The following is a 19,568-nucleotide window of genomic DNA, read 5'->3' as shown; positions in this document are numbered from 1 at the left end:
ACTGTTTAAGAAGAATAATTATCTATTTTATTGAAGAGAGTAGTCCAACTGGACTGCTCTTTTTCTATAAAAAACTACAGAAAAGAGGAAGAAATGATAATAGAATATTCAGAAATTACAGGACAAATCATACAAATTTATAAAAGTGGACTCATACATGCGCTATTCTGGTGTGTGTTTTTTGATATCCTCACCGGAATTTTAAAATCATTTAAAAAAGGAGAGACCAGCTCAACAGTCAGTCTATTCGGGATCGCAAAACACGCTTTAGTCGTACTATTGATATTCGTGCTGAATGTTTATTTACCCCTGTTTGGGTTTGCTATATATGCCCAAGGATTTACACTCTGGATGATCATTACTTATTTGATTAGTTTAACGGAGAACTGGGGACAACTTGGTTTACCACTTCCGGAGGTAGTGAGTAGCTCATTAATAAAATTGAAAAAGACTACAGAGAAAAGTATTCATATAGATGCAGATGTTTTAAAAATCGAAGAGAAAGAACAAAAAAAGGAGGAGAAATAACATGACAGTATACGGACTGTATTTAGATTTACCAAAATTTGTCGACTACAGAGACAAAGTAGTGAAGCACCCTATTAAAAGTTTTCCGATTCTTTCTGTCTCAAGCAAGACAGTGATTGCCATCCACCATTCATTAACTAGAATTGGTTTATCGGGATCTAATGCTCGGGGGTATTCGAGCTATCATGTGAATACTTTAGGATGGCCAGGTATTGGTTATTCATACGTTATAGAGCCAGACGGAGTCATCAAATTCTGCAACCCAATCAACTGGAGAACTTACCATGTTGGAAATGCTAACAATCAGGCAATTGGTATTGTACTAACAGGTGACTTTAGAACAGATAAAGTGACTGAAGCACAAAAATCATCATTAAGGTTACTAGTAGATCGCATCAAGAAAGACCAGAAACAAGTGCAGACTGTAAAATCACATCACGAATTTCCGGGATATTCTTGGAAAGCTTGTTGTGTTTTCAACTATAAACAAATACTTGAAGCGGCGATTGCGAATCCAGAACCCATTAAAGCAACGAATGGTGGAAAGTATATCATTCAAGAAGGGGATACATTCTGGGGAATTGCAAAAGGTAAAGATTTTGAAGTTGTCGATTTAGAACATGCGAATCCAGGTGTTGATCCAAAAGGACTGAAAATCGGTCAAATCATTACGTTGCCATCTGATGTGAATAAAGCTACTTCGGAAGAAAAACAAAGTGTTTCTTATCATGGTAACTCTATCCAGAAATATTTGGAATCAATTGGAGAAGAGGGCTCTTATGATAATCGTGTACGACTTGCTGACAAGTATGGTATCAAAGATTATAAGGGTAACGCAGAACAGAACTTACAGCTACTCAGCATTATTCGAGATGGAGCGAAAGCGCCGAGTACAGTTGTTATCAAGGAAAATAATACGATCAACAAGGGTCAGGCAATCATTGTCCCAGCTGGTAAGTTGTACGCACAAGGTAACGCGACGAAGCCAGTTAAGAATGAACAGTTAACGGCTAAGGTTGATTCAATTAATACTAATTGGAGAAACTCAGTAAGGTTGATTAATGAGAACGGTGTATATGTAGGATTTGTTCAATTGACTGACTTAGAATACGGATCGATATCAGCAACGACCAATCAATCAACGTTAGCAGTGGCGCGTGAAATTGCATTTGGAAAACATAACTGGGGAAATAATCCTGAACGAGCTGAAAAATTACGAAAGGCAGGATACGACCCGAATGAAGTACAAAAAAATATCAATCAATTACTGAAGTAAACTTAAGACAATCAATATCAAAGTTACATTTAACACTTCAGCAATCAGATAGTTCCTAATAAAGTAGATACTAGAAATCAAATAATTCTGCTACTTTATTAGGAGTTGTTTTACATAAAAATAGTATCCTATACACTAGATTTTGATCTGATAGATGGTTATGATTCACAGAAACATTCTTCTGTGATTCGATTTGCGTGGAAGAGTCATTTATATTCTCAGAGTGAGTTATGTTAGGTAGCTATTAAAGAATCTGTAGATTTTCTTGAATTTGTCGAATGAAGATGGAAGTAAAAAAGAGTAACTAATCGTCAAATCTTTTATAAGTGTTACATACCTCTATATGTATCCTTTTGTAGTATGGTTAATATAACTCAATAGATTAAGTTAGGTAAGGGAGGCTTTAAAGTGGTTCAAACAGTAACTAACGCTAGAATCATTAAGGATGGCGCTGACAATGTTTCGAGTATAAAGGTCTCTGTTATAGGAGAGTATGACAGCAAGCAATATGAAATTAAACGAGGAGATCAATTTATGTTAGAATCTCCACAAGAAAGATTTAAGGATTTGAAACATCGTATGGTCCGAGTTGAAGATTTTGAGGAAATACCGGCAGGTTACTGTATTAAGGTGTTCCACATAGAGGTTGAGAAAGAATTAAATGTTGGAGTAGAAGAATTGAAAAGTATTTTTAAAAAGAGTAGCCAGTAGTGTGCATACCTCAACAAAGCTTGATAATCTATTTTAACTTCTGAGGATTAATACACTAAGGGGTAACCATTTTTTTAAAATTAAAAGAATTAAAAACGAGTGACAAAACGTTGACTTCTTTTTGAAAAATCATAACGTCATTGTGTTTTCCATCACAAAGAATGGTATACTTTTATTTAATTATATTTATAGGAGTGGACTAATATGAGAGAGACCAACGAAATCATAGTCAAGTTATATATGTCTAGAGAAGGATTACTTGAACTGATAGGTGGAAACACTAAAGGATTGAAAGCTTATTTTCAAGCCAATATGATGCACAATATAGAGGTTGAGATACCCATACATTTATTAGACCAGAATCAAAGTAATGATATGAGTATTAGATTCCTATAACCCTCTAAAGGATATTTAATAACAGTCGCTATCATCGCTGAACTAATGAGATCAAAAAGAGATCACATTTAGTTTAGCTCTAAAAATCTAATGGTTCCTTAAAATTAAAGATTACTATTATACAGCCCTTTGGTTGGTCTGAGGTCGGTATGCTACTGGACTTAGACCAGCCAATTTTTATTTTCTATCTTAAGTTCTTCATAGGTCACTTACTATCGGTTAGATTGATCAACAGCAACGGTCCTTATGTAGGATTCGCTAGACTATCTGATTTAGGTGTGGTTTCGAAGACTAGTTCATTAAATACGAATGCTATCGCTGATCAAATCCTTAGAGGAATCGATTCAAAAGGTAATTAAGTTCCTACCGGTCACAGCAATAGACAACTGCACTTTGGACTAACTGGTTCGCAATATGATCAAGTTAAGAGTATCGTTAATAGAAAAGCCTAATCCAAACTGGTCGAAATCGACCAGTTTAAATAAAAAAACTGAATATTTGTTCTTAATATAATAAACTGCATGTATTCCGATTTGGAAAATAATCAGGATATATGTTTGGCCCTCACGTCGGTGGGGGTCTTTTTTATTGTCTATAGAACTAACTTATATTTGACTTTAATCAATTTTTACTAAAAAAATCAAATATATAGAGAGTGTAACCTATCCAATTTTAAGTACTGTAGAGCTGACTAAATTAGAAAATACAATAGCTATTTACACTTGCAGGCGTCTTACAAATGTATTACAATATTTATGAGATAGAATAAATGTATCAAGGAGGGGTTAAGCGTGTCTACGATTACTTTTCGAGTTTCAGAAGAAGAGAAAAACTATTTAGAAAAGATTGCTCAATTTGAAAATGTTTCCTTATCCGATTTTGTTCGTCAACAAGCACTAAATGCTGCTGAGGATCGTATAGATTATAATACTTATCATAAACTCATGGAAGAGCATAATAAGAAAGACGAAAGCATATCCCACGAGCAAATGTTGAAAGAGCTTGGTTTTTGATTTATGACATTTAAGGTAAGATATGAAAAAGAAGCTCAAAAAGCTTTAAAAAAAATGGATAAATTTCAAGCGAAAATAATTATCAATTGGATAGAAAAAAATCTAGTTGACTGCGAAAATCCTTTCCAACATGGTAAAGGATTAACAGCTGATAAGAGTGGGATTTGGAGATATAGAGTTGGTGATTACCGAATATTAACGGACATATCTAATGAAGAAATAACTATCTTGATTTTAAAAATTGGTCACAGAAAAGATATCTATAGATAAAAGAAGAGGAATGCCTTTATACTGGCATTCCTCTTCTTTATTCTTCCTATACGGATGTTTTGACGGAGCTGAAGATATTCCTTCAGGGTACTGTGTTCGTGTATTTCATATAGAGGCTCGAAAAGAGTTGATAGTAGGAATAAAAGAATTGAAAAATATATTTAAAAAGAGTAGTCAGTAAGGTTAGTTTATTTAAAAAAGTGGAATATAAATAGTGTTATACTTCCTTTAATTATTAGAATGTGATAACTTTTTATTAAAATAATTAGGAGGGATTAACGATTGTACGGCCAGCACCCTTTATTAGTTTTATACAACAAGTATCCATCATGATAGATCAGGATATTCTACTCGATTGATGAAGTGGAACAGCATATCGAACATGGAGACGTCATTGATTGGTTAGAAGAAGAACAATGTGGAAAATACAGCCGAATGATGTTAAGTCACATAGACCAAGAGGGGCGTAAAGAAATTAACAGTTCACTCAAATATATATGGAATTTTTACGACAATGATGGGTATGAAGGATTGATTCACGATATTGGACTGACCCTCTTAATTGTATATACAGCAGAATTAATGGATCAAGTATAATACAACATTCAAGAGTAGCCAACAGCGGCTGCTCTTTTTCTTTACAGAAAATCAGAAAGAAGAATCGAATGAATAAACTCAAAGAAGACATTGAAGAATTACGCTGTCGCAAGCCTACCAACGTGTGGGGATACATCATCTCAATTTTTAGCATCGGGTACGGTATATTTAATATCTTAAACGGCACCTACTTGTTGAGTCGAATCGAACCGTATCTACAGAGAATCGTCTCAGTCGACATACTAGCTTATAGTTTAGTTGCTTTTAGTACATTGAAAATGATAGGTATCCTCTTCAATAACACGCTAGCCAGAAAAATAGGTATATGGGCCCTCACAGGAATGTGGAGTGGCCTTTTTGTATTGGCTCTAACATTCTCATTCGGGACAGGCTATCCACATGCAACGTATGGTTTTAATGCGTTGGCATTGGTCATTTGTTTAGTCGTATCGTTTAAAGGGGACTACAGGGAGTGAATCAAATCTATCAAATATTATTAGTAGCCTTTTCAAGCGGTATAGTCGGAACGATTATATCAGTCTATTTTACTCGTAGGACTTCCAAGGAAGAGAACGAAATCAAGATGCTAGATAGGCTATATAAAGAAATCGAGCGATTGGATGCCATAGTTAGGACGCTAAGAACGAGTATTGAAGAACTTGAAGGAGACAAACGAGATTTACGCAATCAATTAGACGAAGCAGAAAGACAACTTGCGGATACAAGAAATGAATTAGATCAATTAAAAAAGAGTATGGAGGAAGAATAGATGGAGATTATGAAATATATTTTTGAAGAAGGGTTTATCATGGTGCCCACATTATATGTGTTGGGGATGTTTATGAAGGATTCTAAACAATTACCGGATTGGACGATTCCTTTTATCTTGTTATTTATCAGTTTGATTTTGACACCACTATTAATCGGAGGATTTACAGCAGCTAATATTATACAGGGTATTCTCGTTACGGGAGCAGCCGTACTAGGCGATCAATTAGCAAAGCAATATTCGAAAGGTGGAAAATAAAATGACAGTATACGGACTCTATACAGATCTACCGAAATTTGTTGACTATCGAAACCAAGTAGCGAAACATCCAACGAAGCGGTTTCCAGTATTACCAATGTCGGGAAAGACAATGATTGCAATTCATCATTCATTGACCAAAATCGGTCAATCTGGCTCAAATGCGCTCGGGTATTCTCGTTACCATGTAAATACACTAGGTTGGCCAGGTATTGGTTATTCGTACGTTATCGAACCAGACGGAACGATTAAATTCTGTAACCCAATCAACTGGAGAACTTATCACGTAGGTAATTCAAACAATCAAGCGATTGGTATCGTGCTATCTGGTGACTTTAGAACAGATAAAGTGACCGAAGCTCAGAAAGTATCACTAAGATTGTTAGTGGATCGCATCAAAAAAGATCAAAAACAAGTGAAGACGGTTAAGTCACACCATGAGTTCCCAGGTTATTCATGGAAAGCTTGTTGTGTATTCAACTACAAACAAATTCTTGAAGCAGCGATTGCGAACCCAACTCCAGTTAAACCAATTGAAGGTGGTAAATACACGATTCAAGAGGGCGATACGTTTTGGGCATTGCGAAGGGTAAAGACTTTGAGGTAGTCGATTTAGAACATGCGAATCCAGGAGTCAATCCTAAAGAGTTGAAGATTGGCCAAATCATCACGCTACCTTCAAAAGGCAATAAAGCGACTCCAGAAGAGAAGAAAGACGTTGCTTATCATGGTAACTCTATCCAGAAATATTTGGAATCAATTGGAGAAGACGGTACCTATGACAACCGTGCGAAGTTAGCTGCTAAGTATGGTATCAAAGGTTATAAGGGTACAGCAGCACAGAACTTACAACTCCTTGGCATTATCCGAGACGGCGCGAAAGCACCCAGTACGGAAGTGGTTAAACCAAGCGGTACTGTAAGTAAAGGGCAGACTGTTACGATTCCGGGAGGTAAGTTGTATGCGCAAGGTAACGCAGTAAGTCCAGTCAAGAACGCACAGTTAACCGCCAAAGTTGAATCAATCAACAATAACTGGAGAAACTCAGTTCGTTTGATCAATAACAACGGAGTCTATATCGGGTTCGCTCGATTAACTGATTTAGGTAACGGTTCTGTACCGACTACGAAAAACAGATCAGTAGATGCGGTAGCGCGTGAAATTGCTTTCGAGAAGCATAGCTGGGGTGTTAATCCTGGACGTGCTCAGAAATTACGTGCAGCCGGTTATAATCCTGATGAAGTGCAAAAAAGAATTAATCAATTATTGAAATAGAAATAAGTGCCTTTTATGGCACTTTACATATGTTAGAATACTAATAGGAATTAAATGAATTATATAAAGAGGTTTTAAGATGATAATAAATACAAAATTAAATTTTTTTCAATCTTTAGAAAATATATTAGTTATTATTGGTCTCATATCTATTTTTATATCCATTGCAAAGATAATTGTCTTTATATACGACAAATCTCAATATAGTAATATTGAAGTAGTTGAAATTCAAAGATCTGATATCGAAGTAGAATCATATTATGACCATCCAGTTAAAGATTACTATAAATGTAGTAATGATAACTATATAGTGTTATTGGGAGCAGTTGACGCCCCATTTTTAAAGTTTAAAATGTATAATTTAGAATATAAGGAACCATTAGCAATCAGAATTTATGAAAAAGTAATTCCTGAAAAATATAGAGGTGAACCTTCAAAGGTAGTATCTATTTTATCTCGTATATCCAAAGTTAGGTTTAAAAAAACAAGAATCAAAAAAAAATTTCAGGATATCTTACCTGGAGAATATTTTGCAGTACAAGTATATCCATCAGAAACTATGCCGTTTATTAGAGCAAGATTCAGGGTTAAGGGAAAAATTATCGAATATGATTTTACAGGCGATTACTTACATGGGAACCTGCAAGTTAAATATTTAAAAGAAAAAAGAGACTTGATGTCGTTTTTATACCATTATTTCAAGATTCAATAAAGTGTATTTTTCCAAAGTACATTTTGAATGAGCAACCGAAGATATCGCTTGAAACATTAAAAAGCCCTCGTCCTTAGTTGGATGAGGGCTTTTTTTTTAATTCAATATCATGTATTTTTGTTGTCACAATTTCGAAATCGACAAAGTAACCGTACACTGAGTTAGCAGCATGTTTGTTTTGAATCGTTAGATCATATTTTAACTCTCTTTCTATATTTTTGTAATCTCTATATATAACTGTAAGAGATATGACTGGAGAGAAAGATTCATGATCATTGTATCTAGGGTGTTTTGAAAATATAAACAGTTCATAATTCCACATAGCCGCTACAAATGTTGGAATAACAATTTCGTTAACTTCACTAGGCATTAATACAGATATCATCTTATAATATTTTTTAATAGAAAAACGAGGTCTAACAAGATTTTGCTTGTCAGCATAAAAAAAAGAGAAAGTATCATTTTCATGACTATTAGATAAAAACGTCGCCTTAGCAGGCGCTTTAGAATTTAAAACATCATTTAATTCTTTTAAATTTTCTATTTCATAGTAGTATCTTATATCATAAACTGGAGTTTTTCCGGCATTTATGAAAGGTAATTTAATGCAGCTGAATTTTGAATTGTTTTTTAGAGGAATGTCAGCATCTACAAGATCATAACCTAATTTAAAGTTAGAAGTTTCAAATTCGCTATGACTGACTACAAGGATTGGTTGATTCCTCTTATTCTCTATTTCTTTATCTTCTTTTCTCTGTTTCTGGAAGATATAATAAGCCCCAGCAAAAGCTAATGAGGATCCTATAAACGCTCCATACAAATTAAACATTCTTTCACTTATAAGAAAAAAGAAAATTTCCTTAATTATACTTATTTCTGTTTCCATATACTCTCCCTTTTCTATTTGATATTATTATTTCATTTAATTATATCAAACAATTCTACATTCCGTATCTGATCAAGAGTCACTTATTTAAAAAAACGACTCCCCTTTTGACACCCCCTTGCATTGATTTATACCTTCTCATAACATAAACAAAAAGAAGAGGAATGCCATTTTACCGGCATTCCTCTTCTTTATTCTTCCTATACGGATGTTTTGATGGAGCTGAGGGGAGTCGAACCCCTGTCCAGACACATTGGCACTCAAGCATCTACGATCATAGTTACACTATTAAGGTTTCGCTCTACATTAGCCGCATAACAGGCATCATGTGTCGCTAGTCTGATTATCTCTTCTCAAGCTTCCAGACGGAAAGCTTGAGCGTATCCCACTTAATTATAGGACCCAAACGTGATACGTGGGTGATACCAGTTCGGATCACGCTAAGCTACTATTACGCAGCTAAAGCGTATGTGTTATTATTATTGTTTGCAGTTATATTTAACTGTGACGTTGGTATGCAGTCTCGTCACCTGCAGAACGCAACTCGAGCTCAATCTATGCCTGTCGAATCCGTAACAACCCCGATATAGAAAAAGTCTAAACAAAATGAAGTACGAATGACCTCATTTCTAACCATAGTATAGCACAAAATAGCGCAATTGAAAAGTTGCTTTGCTTATAAGAGCCGGTTGTATGCCTTTTTGTCGTTAACTTGATATAATGAAAGGTGAATTTAGAGAGGTGTAATAGATGAAGCATTATGAAATAGAACAGTTAAAGATGTATATAGAAGAAGCAAGGATCATCGCTTTCTTCGGAGGCGCAGGCGTATCTACCGAAAGTGGGCTGCCAGACTACCGTTCAAAAGATGGGCGATACACTCAAATGGAAGAACAAGATCTTGATCCTAAAAAAGTCATGAGCAGAAAGTATCTGACAGAACATCCAAAAGCCTTTTTCAATCGGCCTAGAAGAAACCAAAAAGAACCTATACCAAATGATGCGCACCGCATGCTTGCTGAAATGGAGCAATCGGGTAAAGACGTTCGCGTAATCACGCAAAATGTTGATGGTTTACATCAAAAAGCGGGTCATCGGTTTGTGCTTGAACTGCATGGACATCATCGTACTTGGTATTGTATGGCATGTGGCAGAGAGTATTTACCTGAAGAAGTGAAAAAAGATCAGGATCAAATACCGAGGTGTCCAATCGATCAAGGAATAGTTAGACCCTCTGTGGTTTTATTTGGAGAAAATCCTAATAAAGAGGTAGTGCAAAAAAGCAAAGAAACGATTAGGGCATCGGATTTGATGATTATAGCGGGAACATCTTTAAGTGTGAATCCGGCGCGTCATTATATTCAGCAATTCCAAGGAAAACGGGTCGTCGTAATCAATGATGAAAAAATCGACACAGGAAATCTAGATGTTGACCTTTATATAGAAGGAAAAGTAGGAGAGACACTCGCAAAACTGGAAACCATTTAAACGAAAAGCGCCTTGCGGTAGAGAGAATCATCTACTGGCAAGAGCGCTTTTATTTTTTATTCATAATCGTATTTGTATCTTCATCTGAATCATACTGATAATGTTCATACATTTGTGCTAATAACATTGGGTCTGAACTAACATTGGTCAACAAATCGATGGAGGCTTGAAGCGACTTCTCTTTTCTGATAGCAACGACTTCTTCTACACTATCTTTATCATAAAGCGTTAAGTCATCCATTACATCGTGAAACTCTTTTAAAAATTGTCTGAAGCCTTCACTATCATTCAGTAAAATCGTTTTAACAGCTTGGTTCTTCTGGTGAAGGTAAATGAGGTACTCGTCTGTGGACATACCAAGTGTTTTCGCATAAGCGATTATCTCTTTAAACGTTTCATTGTCTTTCAATGTGCTACATCCTCTATTTTCTACAGCTTCTATAATTAAAAAACTATGAATGGTCTTTAAAAACGATAAGAATCACTTTACAAGTTTATGCTATGGCTCATGGAATGTAAACAAATTAGAATAAAAGATGAGAGAACTATTAGGAAAAGTAAAATCAATGACATCTTTGCAATATTATTTAATGAAAAACCGAAATAAAAAAGACTGTTTTATTCAATAAAATGCATAAACTAATTTAAGAAAAATAGGAGAATAAAAATTCTGAAATTTTTTAAAAAGGATTGCATTAAAAAATAAGCTTATGAATAAGCTGTTTGTAATGAATATTTTAGTCACAAAACAGACACAGATAATTGTAATCGATTTCAATTGCTAATGTATCAACTATGAATATTATAAATTATATTAAATAAGAGAATTATTTTATATTTACTGACAATTCATATTGACTTATTCATTATTTAAAGATAAAATTTGAAAAACATTATAAAGATGTGTAAACACTCATTTTAAAAACATTCGTTAGACAGAAGGAGAGATAAGTGAATGGCTTACAGCAAATGGGAAGCGGCGTTAACAGCCAATTACGAAACAACGGTTTCGTGGAGAAGATATTTACACGAGCATCCAGAACCTTCTTTCGAGGAATGGGAGACAAGAGCTTTTATCGCTAAGACGCTAAAGTCTTTTGGCTATAGTGAAATTCAGGAAAATGTTGGTGGAGGCGGAATCGTCGCTTATCTTCGCGGAAAGAAAGCGGGACCGACAATTGGATTCAGAGCAGACTTTGACGCATTAAGAATCCAAGAAGCAACAGGGTTAGCTTTTGCTTCTAAGAATCCTGGCGTAATGCACGCTTGTGGTCATGATGGTCATACTGCAACCTTGCTTAGTGTCGCAAAAGTATTAGCTGATTTTCAGGAATCTTTATCGGGAACGGTTAAATTCATCTTCCAACATGCTGAAGAAGTGTTACCTGGTGGTGGAAAGTCGATGGTCGAAGCTGGTGTCTTGGACGATGTCGATTATGTCTACGGACTTCATTTAAGATCACCACTGGAATTTGGAAAAGTCACCTACTGTTCAGGATATGCAATGGCAGCACCCGATTTCTTTGAAATCAAGATTCAAGGGAAAGGCGGACATGCCGCACACCCAGATGCAACAGTTGATTCTGTACTCGTGGCCTCCTATGTGGTCAATCAACTTCAGTCAATCATTAGTCGACAAAAAGATCCGATGAAATCTGGGGTCGTCACGTTTTCTACATTAAAAGCGGGAGACGGTGCTTACAACGTCATTGCAGACACGGCTTTCTTAAAAGGAACCGTTCGAACCTTTGCACCTGAATTAAGAGACTTAATAGAAGAAAAAATTAGTTCTATGACGAAAAGTATTTGCGAAGCGCACGGCGCAACTTGTGAAGTGACGTATACACGTGGCTATCCAGCAGTTTATAACCATGAAGAAGAAACCAAACTACTGGCGGAGCTATTCACTGAAACATTTGGAGAAGCATCTGTTGAACCAACACCGCTAAGAATGGGCGGAGAAGACTTTGCTTATTATTTACAGGAAAAACCGGGTTCTTTCTTCTTCGTAAACTCAGGAAACAAAGAGAAGGGGATCATCTACCCGCATCATCATCCTAAATTTGATTTTGACGAAAGGGCCTTGCTCTTGGGCGGGAAGTGTTTCTTGTCTATCGTAGATCATTATCTGGTCGATAAACAAAAGAAGACGATAAAAGAAACGGTGTCTAATCAATAGGTACGACTATTAACGATCAAAAGAAGGAGTTGGATTATGGCTTACACGGCATGGGCAGAAGAATTAAAGCAACATTTTGATGAGACGGTCAGCTGGAGAAGATATTTACATGAACATCCAGAACCGTCTTTTGAAGAAAAAGAAACAGCACACTATATTTTAGAAAAATTAACTTCTTTTGGTATTGAAGATATTCAAACGGATATTGGTAATGGCTACGGATTGGTAGCGAAAATTACTGGGGCACATCCGGGGCCGACGATTGCTTTACGTGCTGACTTTGATGCATTGAGAATTCATGAAGAAGCAGCGGTATCGTTCAAATCAAAAAATGACGGTTTCATGCATGCTTGCGGTCATGATGGACATACAGCTTCGTTACTTAGCGTAGCGAAAGTGATCGTCAAACATAAGGATGAGCTACATGGGAACGTTGTATTGATTCACCAAAATGCAGAGGAAGTACTACCGGGTGGTGCAAAATCGATGGTAGAAGCGGGTGTGTTAGAAGACGTTGATTATGTATTTGGCATTCATTTAGATTCATTGCAAGAAGTCGGGAAAGTATTTTACAACTACAGCTTTGGTTCAGCCAATTCGGATATGTTCAAATTGACGATTCAAGGAAAAGGTGGACATGGGGCAGCGCCGCACGACACGCATGATGCGTTAACCATTGGTACGCAGATCGTCACAAGCTTACAGCAAGTAGTCAGTCGAATAACAGATCCGGTGAAACCAGCGGTACTGACGATTGCAGGCTTTGAAGCAGGTGGAGAAGCCTATAACATTATCGCGGATACAGCGACCATCAAAGGGTCCGTTCGAACGATGCAGCACGATGTTCAAGACTTGATCGAACAAAAACTTCATTCAGTGAGTACACATATTGCAGAAGCGTTCGAGGCAACACTGGACTTGAATTATGATCGAGGTTATCCGTCAATTCAAAATGATCCGGTAGAGGTAGAAAAACTTAAACAACGATTCACACAAACCTTTGGCGAGGATCAAGTAGAAGAGATCGGTGGATCAATGGGTGGAGAAGATTTTGCTTATTTCTTGAAAGAAAAGCCGGGAGCATTTTTCAGAGTTGGCGCGAAGGTACCAGAAGATGATGCACCTTATCCACACCATCATCCAAAATTTAAGATTCACGAAGATTCGCTGTTACGTTCGGGGGAAGTTTTCTTATCCATTATTGAAGAATACTTAGGATAGAAAAACAGCGCAACGGTATCTGTTAGAAGTAAAGGGGAGAAAAATATGCAAAAATTTATCTTGAAGCGACTGCTGACGGCCATACCAGTATTACTGATGATTTCGATCGCGGCATACATGATGGTCAATCTAACACCTGGGAATCCGGCAGAATTATTTGTCACACCTGACGCGACACCAGAACAGATCGCAGCAACAGAGCGAGCTTTAGGACTGGATCAACCAGTACCGATTCAATATGTTCGGTGGTTGGGGAGAGCATTAACATTAGATTTCGGAAATTCATTTTCGACACGTTATCCAGTGCTGCCTATACTCGTTTCTAGATTGGTACCAACGGTCGTATTGATGGGCTCAACGCTATTATTCTCTTATATTGTCGCTATTCCATTAGGTATTATTAGTGCAAGAAAACAAGGTAGTTGGGTAGACAATTTGTTAACAAGTGGATCATTTATTGGTGTTTCGATTCCAAACTTTTTCCTAGGACTAGGATTGATTTATATCTTTGCTGTTCGTTTAGGCTGGTTCCCTACTGGAGGTATGACTGAACTTGGCGGAGATGGTGGATTTTTTGAAGTCTTAAGGCATCTGGTTTTACCGGTTGTTGTCTTATCTGCGTTTTATATTGCCAATATGGCACGTTATATGCGTTCAACAATGATTCAAGTGTATGGGGAAAATTATATGAGAACCGCAACGGCTAAAGGTCTTGCTACTAAGACGATTCTTACGAAACATGGCCTTAGAAATGCGATGATCCCAGTTATTACGATTATTGGGACGGATTTACCAAGATTAGTTGGTGGGGCGATTGTTACGGAACAGATTTTCCAGTGGCCTGGCTTAGGACGACTAACCATTACAGCGATTCAACAGAGAGATTACCCGATTCTGATGGCGGTAACGATGCTTTCAGCAGTCGTTGTGCTCGTGGCGAATCTACTGGTTGATATAACGTACGCAGTGGTTGATCCACGTATCAAATATAACTAGGAGGGGAAAGACATGGCTCAAAATGTAGGAAGAAATAAACAGGTAGATTCATTATTTCATTTAGTGGATGCCAATGAACGTGCCAATTTCCCCGGTGTAGCGGCGGAGCAAGTGATTACTGATGGCGATAGCTACGCCAAAACAATTGCAAAACGATTTTTTAAAAATAAAGTAGCGGTCGTTAGTCTAGCGGTGTTTGTCACGATGATTCTTGTCGCAATATTCGCTACGCAAATCGCACCTTACCCAAGAGATAGTTCAGTGGGACTCTTTCGAGCAGCCCCTTATGATAATTTCTTTTTAGGGACAGATGATACCGGTCGTGATGTTTTATCACGATTGATTCATGGGACGCAAGTGTCGATGACCGTTGGGATTTGTTCGGTGGCCATTTATGTCGTGATCGGAACCGTACTTGGTTTAGTTTCTGGATACTTTGGTGGCTTTATTGATGCAGTGATCATGAGAATTACAGAAGCATTCATGTCATTTCCATTTTTCTTGGTTATCTTGACACTTGTTTCGCTACTTGGATCAGGTATCTGGGTCGTAACGATCGTACTTGGCTTACTCAGCTGGCCGCCATTATGTCGGTTGGTCAGAGGACAAGTCCTTACATTGAAGGAACAGGATTTCGTTTTAGCAGCAGAAGCAACCGGTTATTCTACACCAGGTATTTTGTTTATCCATATTCTACCGAATGTATTGTCACCTATTCTTGTTAATGCAACCTTTGGGATCGCAACTGCAATCCTGACGGAAGCGTCGCTAAGTTTCTTGGGTGTTGGTGTAAATCCACCAAGACCGAGTTGGGGAAATATCTTGTCACAAGCCCAGTCGATTCGTGTACTAACAGCTGAGCCGTGGAGATGGGTTCCAGCCGGCATCTTGATTTTCATTGCCGTATTATCGATCAACTTCATTGGTGAAGGTTTGAGAGAAGCGATTGAAGGGGAAAATAAAGGTTAACACAAAGCATTATTTACGGACTTAAAGGATTTCATGAAAAAGATTCGATAGAAGCAGACGACAAACGTTAGGGGTAACGCGTTGGCTTTAAGTTAAATCATATAGAGTTAAGGGGAGATTTTCATGTCAAATTGGAAAACGAGATTAAAATATGGGGCAACGATTTTTGCTTCGACGATAGTCCTAGCAGCTTGCGGTAATAGTGATGTACCTGGTCCAGATGATGCGGCACAAGGTGGCGCTGATAGTGAAAGTGAAGGAGATGTACCACAAGCTGAAGCGGGCGATACAAGTACGTTAATGATTGGTATGACAAACGCACCAGATAGTTTTAATCCGTTTTACGCGCCAGGTGTCAGTGGCAAGTGGATTCAACGATTCATGTATGACAGTTTGCTGGTTATGCCAGAAGCTGATGCTTGGGACAATGCGTTAGCTTCTAAATTTGATACTTCTGATAATCAGACATTCGAAATTGAAATCAATGAAGATGCGAACTGGACAGATGGCGAACCTGTAACAGCTAATGACGTTGCTTTTACACTGAACGCGATTGCGAATCCAGAAGTTGAAACATCACTCGGTACAAGAATTGCCATGATTGAAGGAACAGATGATTCAGGTGTCCTTGAAGAAGGCGCGACAGAACTATCGGGTGTTGAAGTAACGGGAGATAAATCTCTAACACTGAAAACGAAATCACCTGTCGATTTGGCATTGATCCAAGAATTTGTAGGGTTTGATGTGCTGATTGCGCCAGAACATGTCTTTGGAGAACTAGAACCTTCTGAAATCTCAAACTCTGAAGCAGCAACACAACCTTCAGTATTCAGCGGACCATATAAATTTGTTAAGTATGACAATGATAACTATGTTCAATTAGAAGCAAATCCAGACTACTATAGAGGCGCACCAAAAATTGAAACCATTTATGGTCGTATCATGAATGGTACTGCCCTTGTAACAGAATTCCAAGCAGGTAATCTTCATATGGCTGCAGGTGGAGGTATCGGTATGGTACCGATTCAAGATGTGTCACTGCTTGAAGATATCGAAGGACTGGAAGTAGTTGAAAACCCAAGTTTCAATGGTCAGTACATGATCATCAATAACGAGGTATTCCCAGATCCAGAAGTTCGTAAAGCTTTCATCCATGCACTAGATCGTCAACTGACTGTTGATAATCTACTTGAAGGTCGTGGAGAAGTAATCGGTGGTATGTATACGTCAGCAAGTCCATATAATACTGACGAGATTCAACCACTTGAATATGATCCGGAATTAGCAAAAGAAATGTTAGAAGATGCTGACTTTGACTTTACGCAAACGTTGAGATTAGGTGTTCCTACAGGTAATGCGGTCAGAGAGCAAAACGCTAACTTGATCCAACAATGGTTGGGCGAAATTGGTGTAGAAGTAGAGATTCAACAATATGATTTCCCGACATGGCTACAAGTAGCGCAAGATCTTGATTACGATATCGGTATGATGGGATATGGTCATACAGTAGATCCTAACGTTTCCACTTACGTACAAACAGGTGCTAGTTCAAATAATTCAGGACTTGCTGATCCGAAAATCGATGAATTGCTAGAAAAAGGAAATGAAGGAACAAGTTTCGAAGAAAGATTACCGATTTATACAGAGCTACAACAATATATGCAAGATCAAGCGGTCATTGCACCATTGTACTCTGACTCTCAATTCTCAGTTCAAGTCGATTACTTGGATGGTGGGATCAATGAGTACTGGGCAGGATCACTATACAATGTACACGAATGGTCATTGAATCCAGAATAATCAAATGAAAGATCAGTAGTTGAAGTCGCTGAGCGCTCGTTTAAACGGGCGCATAAGCGATAGTATGAAAAGGAAGATAGAGGTGTAAAAGATGGATAACACGAATGTGCTGGAAGTAAAGGATTTAGCCATTTCCTTTAAAACGTTTGAAGGTAAAGTCCAAGCTGTTCGAGGTGTGAATTTTGAACTAAAAAAAGGGGAAACACTCGCAATCGTTGGCGAATCTGGATCAGGAAAGTCTGTTTCTACGAAAGCTGTCAATCGATTACTCCCTGAAAAGAATTCTATCATCGAAAGTGGCCAGATCTTATTCGAAGACAAGGATCTACTGACGATTTCAGATAAAGAAATGCAGAAGATTCGTGGAAATGATATTGCCATGATCTTCCAAGATCCAATGACCTCTTTGAATCCAACCATGCAAGTCGGCAGACAAATTGCAGAACCCATGATGAAACATCAGGGATTAACAAAAGAAGAATCCACTCAAAAAGCAATCGAATTAATGAAACTTGTGGGAATCAAAAATCCTCAGCAAACGCATAAGCATTATCCACATCAATTTTCAGGTGGGATGAGACAACGGGGTATGATCGCCATTTCCCTTGCTTGTGAACCAAAGATTTTGATTGCAGATGAACCGACGACCGCACTAGATGTAACGATTCAAGCGCAAATTTTAAATTTAATGAATGATTTGAAAAAAGATTTAGATACATCGATCATTTTTATTACGCACGACTTAGGTGTTGTTGCACAAATGGCAGACCGAGTAGCGGTTATGTATGCAGGTCAAATTGTTGAGATCGGTACAGCGGATGAGATTTTCTATAATCCGATGCATCCTTATACTTGGGGGCTGTTGGCTTCCATGCCGACGCTGGATATTCACCAAACGGATCTTTACAATATTCCAGGCTCACCACCAAATTTGTTACATCCACCTGAAGGAGATGCATTTGCACCAAGAAATGAATTTGCGCTAGCAATCGATTTTGAAAAAGAGCCAGAAATGTTCAAAGTGACGGATACGCATTATGCCAAGACATGGCTACTGCATCCAGAAGCACCAAGTGTAACACCACCGGCAGAAGTTGTTAGACGGAAACAGAAATATGAACGCTTGTATGCTGAAAAAAAGAATGAGCGCCACGTTGGAGGTGAAGTAGTTGGTAGCAGAGGTTAAAGAGAAAAAACCAATCGTTGAAATCACAGGTTTCAAGCAATATTTCAATGAAGGAAAGAAAACAGAAGTCAGAGCAGTCAACGACGTCAGCTTCACTATCTATGAGGGCGAAACATTCGGGCTAGTAGGAGAATCGGGTAGTGGCAAATCAACAACCGGAAGAGCGTTGATCAAGCTAGGCGATTTCACAGATGGTCAAATCCTTTATAAAGGACAAGATATTGCTAAAATTCATGGACGAAAAAAACTGTTAGATTTTAGAAAATCTATGCAGATGATTTTTCAAGATCCATACGCTTCATTGAATCCAAGGATCACCGTTAAGGATATCGTTGGTGGAGCACTGAAAGTTCATGGTCTTTATAAAAATAATAAAGAACGAACAGAACGTGTTTATGAATTGTTGGAAGCGGTAGGTTTGAGTAAAGAATTTGCCAATCGTTATCCAAAGGAATTTTCAGGTGGTCAGTGCCAGCGTGTGGGGATTGCTAGAGCATTAGCAGTAGAACCAGACTTCATAATTGCTGACGAAGCGATTTCAGCGCTAGATGTTTCCATACAAGCTCAAGTAGTCAATTTACTGAAAGAATTAAAAGAAGAAAATAATCTAACTTACTTGTTTATCGCGCATGATTTGTCTATGGTGAAATATATCAGTGATCGCATTGGGGTTATGAACAGTGGTCGTATGTTGGAAGTAGCGCATGCAGATGAGTTGTATCTAGCACCTTTGCATCCTTATACCGAGTCGCTTTTGTCAGCGATTCCGACGCCCGATCCGGAAAATGAACGAAATCGTGTGAGAACGGAATATGATCCAAAATATCATCAATACGAAGATATGCATAAAGTCAGTTTGCATGAAATCGCACCGGATCACTATATCTATTGTCATGAAAATGAGATTGAAGTTTACCGTAAAAAACGAGAACGACTATTACGAGAAGGTCAGAAATACGCGTAATAAAAAACGTTAAAAGATTGGAGGCTGTTTTCAAAATGTGTTTACCGGACTTCAGTGAAGTAGCGAACCCGGTA

24 protein-coding genes and 1 other RNA gene are annotated in these 19,568 nt (G+C 37.7%); 22 read left to right on the top strand and 3 right to left on the bottom strand.

Annotated features, from left to right (window positions below; genetic code table 11):
- Positions 1–93: 93 nt before the first annotated feature.
- From J5J05_RS10450 to J5J05_RS10385, 14 genes are all read left to right on the top strand, one after another.
- Positions 94–528 carry a phage holin family protein gene (locus J5J05_RS10450; protein WP_208560631.1) on the top strand — a complete coding sequence of 145 codons (435 nt, stop codon included), beginning with the start codon at positions 94–96 and terminating at the stop codon, positions 526–528.
- 1 nt (position 529) lies between these two features.
- The gene (locus J5J05_RS10445; protein WP_208560630.1) at positions 530–1,804 is read left to right on the top strand and encodes an N-acetylmuramoyl-L-alanine amidase; all 1,275 of its coding nucleotides are present in this window, start codon (positions 530–532) and stop codon (positions 1,802–1,804) included.
- 408 nt (positions 1,805–2,212) lie between these two features.
- Positions 2,213–2,515 (top strand): hypothetical protein, encoded by a 303-nt coding sequence (locus tag J5J05_RS10440; protein WP_208560629.1) that lies wholly within the window; start codon positions 2,213–2,215, stop codon positions 2,513–2,515.
- A 204-nt stretch (positions 2,516–2,719) separates the two neighbouring features.
- The gene (locus J5J05_RS10435; protein ID WP_208560628.1) at positions 2,720–2,911 is read left to right on the top strand and encodes a hypothetical protein; all 192 of its coding nucleotides are present in this window, start codon (positions 2,720–2,722) and stop codon (positions 2,909–2,911) included.
- A gap of 149 nt (positions 2,912–3,060) precedes the next feature.
- Positions 3,061–3,270 carry a hypothetical protein gene (locus J5J05_RS10430; RefSeq protein ID WP_208560627.1) on the top strand — a complete coding sequence of 70 codons (210 nt, stop codon included), beginning with the start codon at positions 3,061–3,063 and terminating at the stop codon, positions 3,268–3,270.
- 432 nt (positions 3,271–3,702) lie between these two features.
- Positions 3,703–3,924 carry a type II toxin-antitoxin system RelB family antitoxin gene (gene relB / locus J5J05_RS10425; RefSeq protein ID WP_208560626.1) on the top strand — a complete coding sequence of 74 codons (222 nt, stop codon included), beginning with the start codon at positions 3,703–3,705 and terminating at the stop codon, positions 3,922–3,924.
- Positions 3,925–3,927: 3 nt separating this feature from the next.
- Entirely contained in the window at positions 3,928–4,194 is a 267-nt protein-coding gene (locus J5J05_RS10420) for a type II toxin-antitoxin system RelE family toxin (RefSeq protein ID WP_208560625.1), read from the top strand.
- A gap of 363 nt (positions 4,195–4,557) precedes the next feature.
- A complete protein-coding gene (locus J5J05_RS10415; RefSeq protein ID WP_208560624.1) occupies positions 4,558–4,791 on the top strand; it encodes a hypothetical protein in 234 nt (77 codons plus the stop codon).
- Positions 4,792–4,859: 68 nt separating this feature from the next.
- A complete protein-coding gene (locus J5J05_RS10410) occupies positions 4,860–5,267 on the top strand; it encodes a hypothetical protein (protein WP_208560623.1) in 408 nt (135 codons plus the stop codon).
- Positions 5,264–5,560, top strand: coding sequence for a hypothetical protein (locus J5J05_RS10405; RefSeq protein WP_208560622.1), 297 nt, complete (start codon positions 5,264–5,266; stop codon positions 5,558–5,560). Before J5J05_RS10410 ends, J5J05_RS10405 begins: the two co-directional genes overlap by 4 nt.
- Positions 5,561–5,818 carry a phage holin family protein gene (locus J5J05_RS10400; protein ID WP_208560621.1) on the top strand — a complete coding sequence of 86 codons (258 nt, stop codon included), beginning with the start codon at positions 5,561–5,563 and terminating at the stop codon, positions 5,816–5,818.
- A 1-nt stretch (position 5,819) separates the two neighbouring features.
- Positions 5,820–6,425, top strand: coding sequence for a peptidoglycan recognition protein family protein (locus tag J5J05_RS10395; protein WP_208560620.1), 606 nt, complete (start codon positions 5,820–5,822; stop codon positions 6,423–6,425).
- Positions 6,392–7,093 (top strand): hypothetical protein, encoded by a 702-nt coding sequence (locus tag J5J05_RS10390; RefSeq protein WP_208560619.1) that lies wholly within the window; start codon positions 6,392–6,394, stop codon positions 7,091–7,093. Before J5J05_RS10395 ends, J5J05_RS10390 begins: the two co-directional genes overlap by 34 nt.
- 79 nt (positions 7,094–7,172) lie before the next feature.
- A complete protein-coding gene (locus J5J05_RS10385) occupies positions 7,173–7,805 on the top strand; it encodes a hypothetical protein (protein WP_208560618.1) in 633 nt (210 codons plus the stop codon).
- 73 nt (positions 7,806–7,878) lie between these two features.
- On the opposite strand, the gene J5J05_RS10380 is transcribed toward J5J05_RS10385, so the two are convergent.
- Positions 7,879–8,691, bottom strand: a complete 813-nt coding sequence (locus tag J5J05_RS10380) for a hypothetical protein (RefSeq protein WP_208560617.1) — start codon at positions 8,689–8,691, stop codon at positions 7,879–7,881.
- 214 nt (positions 8,692–8,905) lie between these two features.
- Positions 8,906–9,274, bottom strand: a transfer-messenger RNA (tmRNA) gene (gene ssrA, locus J5J05_RS10375).
- Positions 9,275–9,441: 167 nt separating this feature from the next.
- Here ssrA and J5J05_RS10370 point away from each other — a divergent pair.
- The gene (locus J5J05_RS10370; RefSeq protein ID WP_208560616.1) at positions 9,442–10,179 is read left to right on the top strand and encodes an NAD-dependent protein deacylase; all 738 of its coding nucleotides are present in this window, start codon (positions 9,442–9,444) and stop codon (positions 10,177–10,179) included.
- 49 nt (positions 10,180–10,228) lie between these two features.
- On the opposite strand, the gene J5J05_RS10365 is transcribed toward J5J05_RS10370, so the two are convergent.
- Positions 10,229–10,588, bottom strand: a complete 360-nt coding sequence (locus tag J5J05_RS10365; RefSeq protein ID WP_208560615.1) for a hypothetical protein — start codon at positions 10,586–10,588, stop codon at positions 10,229–10,231.
- Positions 10,589–11,134: 546 nt separating this feature from the next.
- Between J5J05_RS10365 and J5J05_RS10360 the strand changes: the two genes are divergently transcribed.
- The 7 genes from J5J05_RS10360 (at position 11,135) to J5J05_RS10330 (ending at position 19,494) form a co-directional block, all read left to right on the top strand.
- Positions 11,135–12,358: a M20 metallopeptidase family protein gene (locus J5J05_RS10360; protein ID WP_208560614.1), complete on the top strand. Its 1,224-nt coding sequence runs from the start codon at positions 11,135–11,137 to the stop codon at positions 12,356–12,358.
- A gap of 36 nt (positions 12,359–12,394) precedes the next feature.
- The gene (locus J5J05_RS10355; RefSeq protein WP_208560613.1) at positions 12,395–13,579 is read left to right on the top strand and encodes a M20 metallopeptidase family protein; all 1,185 of its coding nucleotides are present in this window, start codon (positions 12,395–12,397) and stop codon (positions 13,577–13,579) included.
- A 45-nt stretch (positions 13,580–13,624) separates the two neighbouring features.
- Positions 13,625–14,575 (top strand): ABC transporter permease, encoded by a 951-nt coding sequence (locus tag J5J05_RS10350; RefSeq protein WP_208560612.1) that lies wholly within the window; start codon positions 13,625–13,627, stop codon positions 14,573–14,575.
- A 12-nt stretch (positions 14,576–14,587) separates the two neighbouring features.
- Positions 14,588–15,544: an oligopeptide ABC transporter permease gene (gene opp4C / locus J5J05_RS10345; RefSeq protein ID WP_208560611.1), complete on the top strand. Its 957-nt coding sequence runs from the start codon at positions 14,588–14,590 to the stop codon at positions 15,542–15,544.
- Between the two features lie 123 nt (positions 15,545–15,667).
- Entirely contained in the window at positions 15,668–17,344 is a 1,677-nt protein-coding gene (locus J5J05_RS10340) for an ABC transporter substrate-binding protein (protein WP_208560610.1), read from the top strand.
- A gap of 91 nt (positions 17,345–17,435) precedes the next feature.
- A complete protein-coding gene (locus J5J05_RS10335) occupies positions 17,436–18,530 on the top strand; it encodes an ABC transporter ATP-binding protein (RefSeq protein ID WP_208560609.1) in 1,095 nt (364 codons plus the stop codon).
- Positions 18,531–18,627: 97 nt separating this feature from the next.
- Positions 18,628–19,494 (top strand): ATP-binding cassette domain-containing protein, encoded by an 867-nt coding sequence (locus J5J05_RS10330; protein ID WP_425270361.1) that lies wholly within the window; start codon positions 18,628–18,630, stop codon positions 19,492–19,494.
- The last annotated feature ends 74 nt before the right edge of the window (positions 19,495–19,568 follow it).

This window comes from Marinilactibacillus kalidii, assembly GCF_017599325.1.
Classification (GTDB): Bacteria; Bacillota; Bacilli; order Lactobacillales; family Carnobacteriaceae_A; genus Marinilactibacillus; species Marinilactibacillus kalidii.
This window is presented reverse-complemented; position numbering and strand designations above follow the sequence as displayed.

What these genes read in the sequence shown, in the direction of transcription:
- J5J05_RS10370 (WP_208560616.1), top strand. Translation starts at nt 9,442, where the DNA reads ATGAAGCATTATGAAATAGAACAGTTAAAGATGTATATAGAAGAAGCA.
- J5J05_RS10355 (WP_208560613.1), top strand. Translation starts at nt 12,395, where the DNA reads ATGGCTTACACGGCATGGGCAGAAGAATTAAAGCAACATTTTGATGAG.
- J5J05_RS10410 (WP_208560623.1), top strand. Translation starts at nt 4,860, where the DNA reads ATGAATAAACTCAAAGAAGACATTGAAGAATTACGCTGTCGCAAGCCT.
- J5J05_RS10340 (WP_208560610.1), top strand. Translation starts at nt 15,668, where the DNA reads ATGTCAAATTGGAAAACGAGATTAAAATATGGGGCAACGATTTTTGCT.
- J5J05_RS10335 (WP_208560609.1), top strand. Translation starts at nt 17,436, where the DNA reads ATGGATAACACGAATGTGCTGGAAGTAAAGGATTTAGCCATTTCCTTT.
- J5J05_RS10420 (WP_208560625.1), top strand. Translation starts at nt 3,928, where the DNA reads ATGACATTTAAGGTAAGATATGAAAAAGAAGCTCAAAAAGCTTTAAAA.
- J5J05_RS10380 (WP_208560617.1), bottom strand. Translation starts at nt 8,691, where the DNA reads ATGGAAACAGAAATAAGTATAATTAAGGAAATTTTCTTTTTTCTTATA.
- J5J05_RS10395 (WP_208560620.1), top strand. Translation starts at nt 5,820, where the DNA reads ATGACAGTATACGGACTCTATACAGATCTACCGAAATTTGTTGACTAT.
- J5J05_RS10360 (WP_208560614.1), top strand. Translation starts at nt 11,135, where the DNA reads ATGGCTTACAGCAAATGGGAAGCGGCGTTAACAGCCAATTACGAAACA.
- J5J05_RS10445 (WP_208560630.1), top strand. Translation starts at nt 530, where the DNA reads ATGACAGTATACGGACTGTATTTAGATTTACCAAAATTTGTCGACTAC.
- opp4C (WP_208560611.1), top strand. Translation starts at nt 14,588, where the DNA reads ATGGCTCAAAATGTAGGAAGAAATAAACAGGTAGATTCATTATTTCAT.
- J5J05_RS10430 (WP_208560627.1), top strand. Translation starts at nt 3,061, where the DNA reads ATGCTACTGGACTTAGACCAGCCAATTTTTATTTTCTATCTTAAGTTC.
- J5J05_RS10350 (WP_208560612.1), top strand. Translation starts at nt 13,625, where the DNA reads ATGCAAAAATTTATCTTGAAGCGACTGCTGACGGCCATACCAGTATTA.
- J5J05_RS10400 (WP_208560621.1), top strand. Translation starts at nt 5,561, where the DNA reads ATGGAGATTATGAAATATATTTTTGAAGAAGGGTTTATCATGGTGCCC.
- J5J05_RS10450 (WP_208560631.1), top strand. Translation starts at nt 94, where the DNA reads ATGATAATAGAATATTCAGAAATTACAGGACAAATCATACAAATTTAT.
- J5J05_RS10385 (WP_208560618.1), top strand. Translation starts at nt 7,173, where the DNA reads ATGATAATAAATACAAAATTAAATTTTTTTCAATCTTTAGAAAATATA.
- J5J05_RS10435 (WP_208560628.1), top strand. Translation starts at nt 2,720, where the DNA reads ATGAGAGAGACCAACGAAATCATAGTCAAGTTATATATGTCTAGAGAA.